The following is a 4,295-nucleotide window of genomic DNA, read 5'->3' as shown; positions in this document are numbered from 1 at the left end:
GTGCCACGGGGGCCAGGTGGGCCGGGAGCGTGGCGGCGGTCTCCAGTTCGGATTCCAGTTCCTTCAGGCCCGCTGCAGCAGATGAAGATCTCTTTTTCTCCTTCTCCCTTCTGTTTCTTGCGGGGGACGTCCCGGACATGTCCCGAGGACGTCCGGCGGACACGTCGATGCCCCGGGCGGCGGCGCGTTCACGCCGTTTGCGCTCGGCCTCCTTCTTCCGCTTGTCGAGCACTCCGACGTAGCGATCGCACAGGGTGAGGCGCACGCCGTCGTCCTCGCGGATCAGGATCCGGGAGCGGAGGAGGGCGGACCAGAAGGCGCCGGGGGTGCCCGTCCAGCGGACGGCGGACTCCAGCGCCTCCACCCACACGGCTTCGTCCGCGGACGCGTCCCACGCCTGTCCGCCGGACAGGTCCGCGGACGGTCCGAAGGACACGAAGCGCCCTTCGGGCAGGGCCTGCACGGCCCAGATCTGCAGCTCCACCATCGCGCCCAGGAACGCGCGCCGGTCCATGCCCAGCAAACGCGCGGCGCCGATCACCGCGAGGCTCATGGGGAAGCCCACGTCCACCTGCACCCAGTCCAGACCCGCCACGTCCTCGCCTCCCAGCCGGACGCAGTGACGCGTCCGGCCCTGTGTCCTGGTGCTTGCTACGGGCGCACGTCGCTGCCCGATGCCGTGGGTCGTCCCCCGATCCACTGATCCCGCGTTGATCGCACGGACACGGCCGGAAGCCGGACTCCACACGAGCGCAGGATGTGGGATGGGGGCGGGGGATGATCCACGGCTCCGCGATCTGTGTCGCCGGGCCCGAACCGTCTACCCCCTGGGTTCTCCAGCGGACGTCCGTTCTTCGGACGCTACAGGGCGCTACAGCGAAAAAGGGCCGCCGCCCCACAGAAGGGGAGCGGCGGCCCTGGGGCTACGGGAGGATCCGCGGGATCAGCGGATCAGCGGATCACGGACCGGTCACAGTGACGTTGTCGATGGCCAGACCACAGCTGACGCCACCGGAGGTGCTGGTGAACTGGATGCGGGACGTGGTGCTGGTGGCGTTGAACACGTAGGTGCGCGGGAAGCTGCCCCAGGACCCGGACGCATTGGAGATGCTGGCGCTGGACGGGCCGTAGTTGACGGTGGCCGACCGGGACACCGTGGCGCAGTTGGGGCTGTTGGACACCCAGAAGGTCAACGTGTAGCCGCCGCCGATGACGGTGGGGACGTCCTGGTACAGGGAGCCCGCGCCCAGGCCGTTGAGGTCGATGGACTGCACGCCGCTCTGCGCCGCCTTGTAGGTGCTCTTCATCACCTTGATGCCGGAGACGATGGTCCAACCCGGCAGCGCGGTGCTGCCAGCGCTGAGGACCACGTAGTTGGACGCGCCGATGTTGTTGAGCTCGAAGCTGCCGTTGGTCGAGACGACGACGCCCTGCTCGACGTTGCCCAGCTCCGGCTCCTGGATCACGGCATCCGGGCCCCCACAGCCCACCAGCGCGAAGAAGCCAAAGCCCACCACGGCGCCGCGACGCAGCAATTGCTTGCCATTCATATGATGTGATTCCCCCTGAGATGTGTTGCGCCCGCGCGTCGTGCGACAGGCGAAACACATAATACATGGATTCACATCGAGTGTGTGAAACTTCACAGTTTAGGGCTGCTGGGCTGGTTGCCCAGCAGGCGGGTCAGGGCTTCACGCAGCCACCCGTGGGGGCGGGACTGATCAGGGCTCCGCTACCAATGGAGCAGGACTGGACGCTGCGCAGGTGGATGAAGCCTGCTGCACCGCCGCCGCCTCCTCCGGCACCTTCGGTACCGAAAGCATCTCTTTCGCCATCCTCGCCCGTGCCCGGTGTGAACATCGAAGCGCCACCGTCGCCGCCGTCTCCTGCGGTTGAGCTTCCTGCGTTTCCACCACTCGCTTGAAGGCCCGAGTCCTGGCTGCCGTTGGCACCATTCCTTCCAGTATTGTTGGTAGTGCTGCTGCCTTCGCCGCCGCCGCCGCCATTGGCGGTGACCCGGGCACTCGAGGTGAGCGCAAGCTGAAAAGCCTCCAACACCACCCGGCCGCCACTACCTCCACCACCGCCTCCTGCACCCTTGCCGCTGGCCGCCTTGCCCCCTTCACCGCCATCTCCGCTCGCGGAGACCTTCGTCGATAGGGTCAGGGTGCGTGCGACGGAGAGCTGGACACCGCCTCCTCCCGCTCCTCCCTTGCCGCCAGCAGCCGGGCCCGTTCCTCCTCCGTTTCCACCCGGGCAGCCGCCCAGGAGTGGCTCGGAGATGGAGGGACGGAGGACGCCAGCGCCCCCCTGGGGCTGATCGTTGTCGTAGCCCTTGCCGCCATTCCCGCCCGCGGTGGCATTACCGCCTCCACCACCTCCTCCGCCCGTATCGGTACCGAAGGTCCCCGCAGTCCCCTGGGACGCACCGCAGGCCGGGTTGGGATTCACGATGCTGCCAGTGGCCAGGATGGACTGGTTCACGGTCGCATCACCGTAGACGGCCAGGATGACGGGGGCGGGGCCCTTGATGGTCAGGCTCCCGTTCAACTCCAAGGTCCGCACCGGGATGAGCAGGGCCGGTGGATTTCCGGCGCCCTGGGCGATTGTCAGGATGTGCAGGCTGGCCAGGGTCGTGACCGCGCCCGAAGGTGTCCAGCTCTGGTCGGCGGTGTCGAACACCACGTTCGCGTTGGTTCTCAACGCGCCAATATCATCCACCGCGACGGCATTCGGGTTGAAGTTCGAGGGCTGGTAGGGGAAGGCGCTGCACTCGGTCGTCGCTAGGCACACGCCGGGCACGCCACCGGGCGCGGTGCACGCGGCATTGAGGTCTACCTCGTACTCACACTGAGTGCTCGCCGTGCACTGCTGCTTCACGCGATGGCACGAAGGCGGAGCGCAGGTCCCAGGCGTACCCACGCAGTTCCCGTTTCCATCACAGTGGTCCCCCGTGGTGCACGTCAGCGGGTCCTGACAGGCGGTCGTGTCCGGGCGTGACGTGAAGACACAGTCTCCGGTGGCCGTGTTGCAGGTGCCTTGATTCTCCACGCACTGCCCGGTGGTGGTGCACGAGCGAGGAGTGCCCGCGCACAGCCCGTTGGCGCCGCACGCGTCTCCGTCCGTGCAGAGGTTCCCGTCGTCGCAGCTCTTTCCCACCGTGCTGGCCGTGGCCTCGCAGAGCCCTGTGTTGGGATTGCAGGCCTGGGGTGCGTCACAAATGCCCGTGGGCTGGGTGCACTTCGTCGTCTGACTGGGCAGGCACTGTGCCTCCAGGCCTGAACCCTTGCAGTGGTCCCCCGTGGTGCATGCATCGCCGTCGTCGCACGACTGCCCCCCGCAGCCCGCCTCCTGGCAGCCCACCCGCTGGTTGCAATTCAAATCCACCCGGGAGTCACAAGCCTCCGTCGCGCCGGGGTGGACGTTGGAATTTGAATCGTCGCAGTCAGGCTTCTCCGTTTCAGGGGCCTCCACGAAGTAGCCATCCCCATCCGCGTCCCTCGCCTGCAGCGTCACGCTCCAGTCCGCGGATGCCCCCGGGGGCACGTCCAGCGAGCGGTTGTGACGAACCTCCACGATGGTTCCCGCGCATTTCGTGCCGCTGACTTCGCTGAACGAAGTCGCCGTGAGGTTCAGCACCCGGTTCCAGTCCGCCTTGCGGACCATGGCGAGCCGAAACTCCCTGGCGCCGGGATCCTGGAACTCACTGGAGGGAACGTCCGTCTGCACACGGTGGACGCCGTCTCCAATCTCCACTCGGACGCACCGGGGTTCCTGGGCGACGTACTTCACGGTCACGCGGAGCACGCCCTCGGCGGGCTCCTTCGTGCGGCATGCCGCGAGCAGCACCACGCATCCCAAGACACAGAGTCGACGCATGGTGCCGCACTGTACCCGTCATTCCTTCATTGCTGGAGTTCCGGGAGGAAGGGGTGGTCAGGGGGCTACGCAGCCACTCGTGGCAGGAGGGCTGATGACGTGACCGACTGGCAGGTTGCAGCTCTGGACGCTGCGCAAATGGATGAAGCCTGCGGCGCCACCACCGCCACCGCCGCCGCCCTCCGTGCCAAAGCCATCCCTGATTCCAGCAATGCCTTTACCCGGGATGGACGTGTCGACGGCACCTCCGCCTCCGTCTCCTCCGGTCGAGACGTCGCCGGAACCACCACTTGCGGGCACGGCTGAGTCCTGGCTGCCGTTGGATCCATTATCGCCTGCATTGTTGGCGCTGGAGCCACCCTCGCCGCCGCCACCGCCATTGGCGGTTACACGCGCGGCGGTCGTGAGTGATAGCT

At 67.2% G+C, this 4,295-nt stretch carries 3 protein-coding genes and 1 pseudogene; 1 reads left to right on the top strand and 3 read right to left on the bottom strand.

Features of this window, described 5'->3' with window-relative positions; translation table 11 throughout:
- The 3 genes and pseudogenes from D7W81_RS40175 to D7W81_RS40165 all read right to left on the bottom strand — a co-directional run.
- Positions 1 to 595 (bottom strand): annotated as a pseudogene (locus D7W81_RS40175) (hypothetical protein); the annotation flags it as partial.
- Positions 596 to 959: 364 nt separating this feature from the next.
- The gene (locus tag D7W81_RS40170; protein WP_158621787.1) at positions 960 to 1,550 is read right to left on the bottom strand and encodes a DUF642 domain-containing protein; all 591 of its coding nucleotides are present in this window, start codon (positions 1,548 to 1,550) and stop codon (positions 960 to 962) included.
- Between the two features lie 133 nt (positions 1,551 to 1,683).
- Positions 1,684 to 3,879 (bottom strand): putative metal-binding motif-containing protein, encoded by a 2,196-nt coding sequence (locus D7W81_RS40165; protein ID WP_120560602.1) that lies wholly within the window; start codon positions 3,877 to 3,879, stop codon positions 1,684 to 1,686.
- 99 nt (positions 3,880 to 3,978) lie between these two features.
- Between D7W81_RS40165 and D7W81_RS42155 the strand changes: the two genes are divergently transcribed.
- A complete protein-coding gene (locus D7W81_RS42155) occupies positions 3,979 to 4,185 on the top strand; it encodes a hypothetical protein (RefSeq protein ID WP_147445805.1) in 207 nt (68 codons plus the stop codon).
- Positions 4,186 to 4,295 lie beyond the last annotated feature (110 nt).

This window comes from Corallococcus aberystwythensis, assembly GCF_003612165.1.
In the GTDB taxonomy this organism is placed as follows: domain Bacteria; phylum Myxococcota; class Myxococcia; order Myxococcales; family Myxococcaceae; genus Corallococcus; species Corallococcus aberystwythensis.
This window is presented reverse-complemented; position numbering and strand designations above follow the sequence as displayed.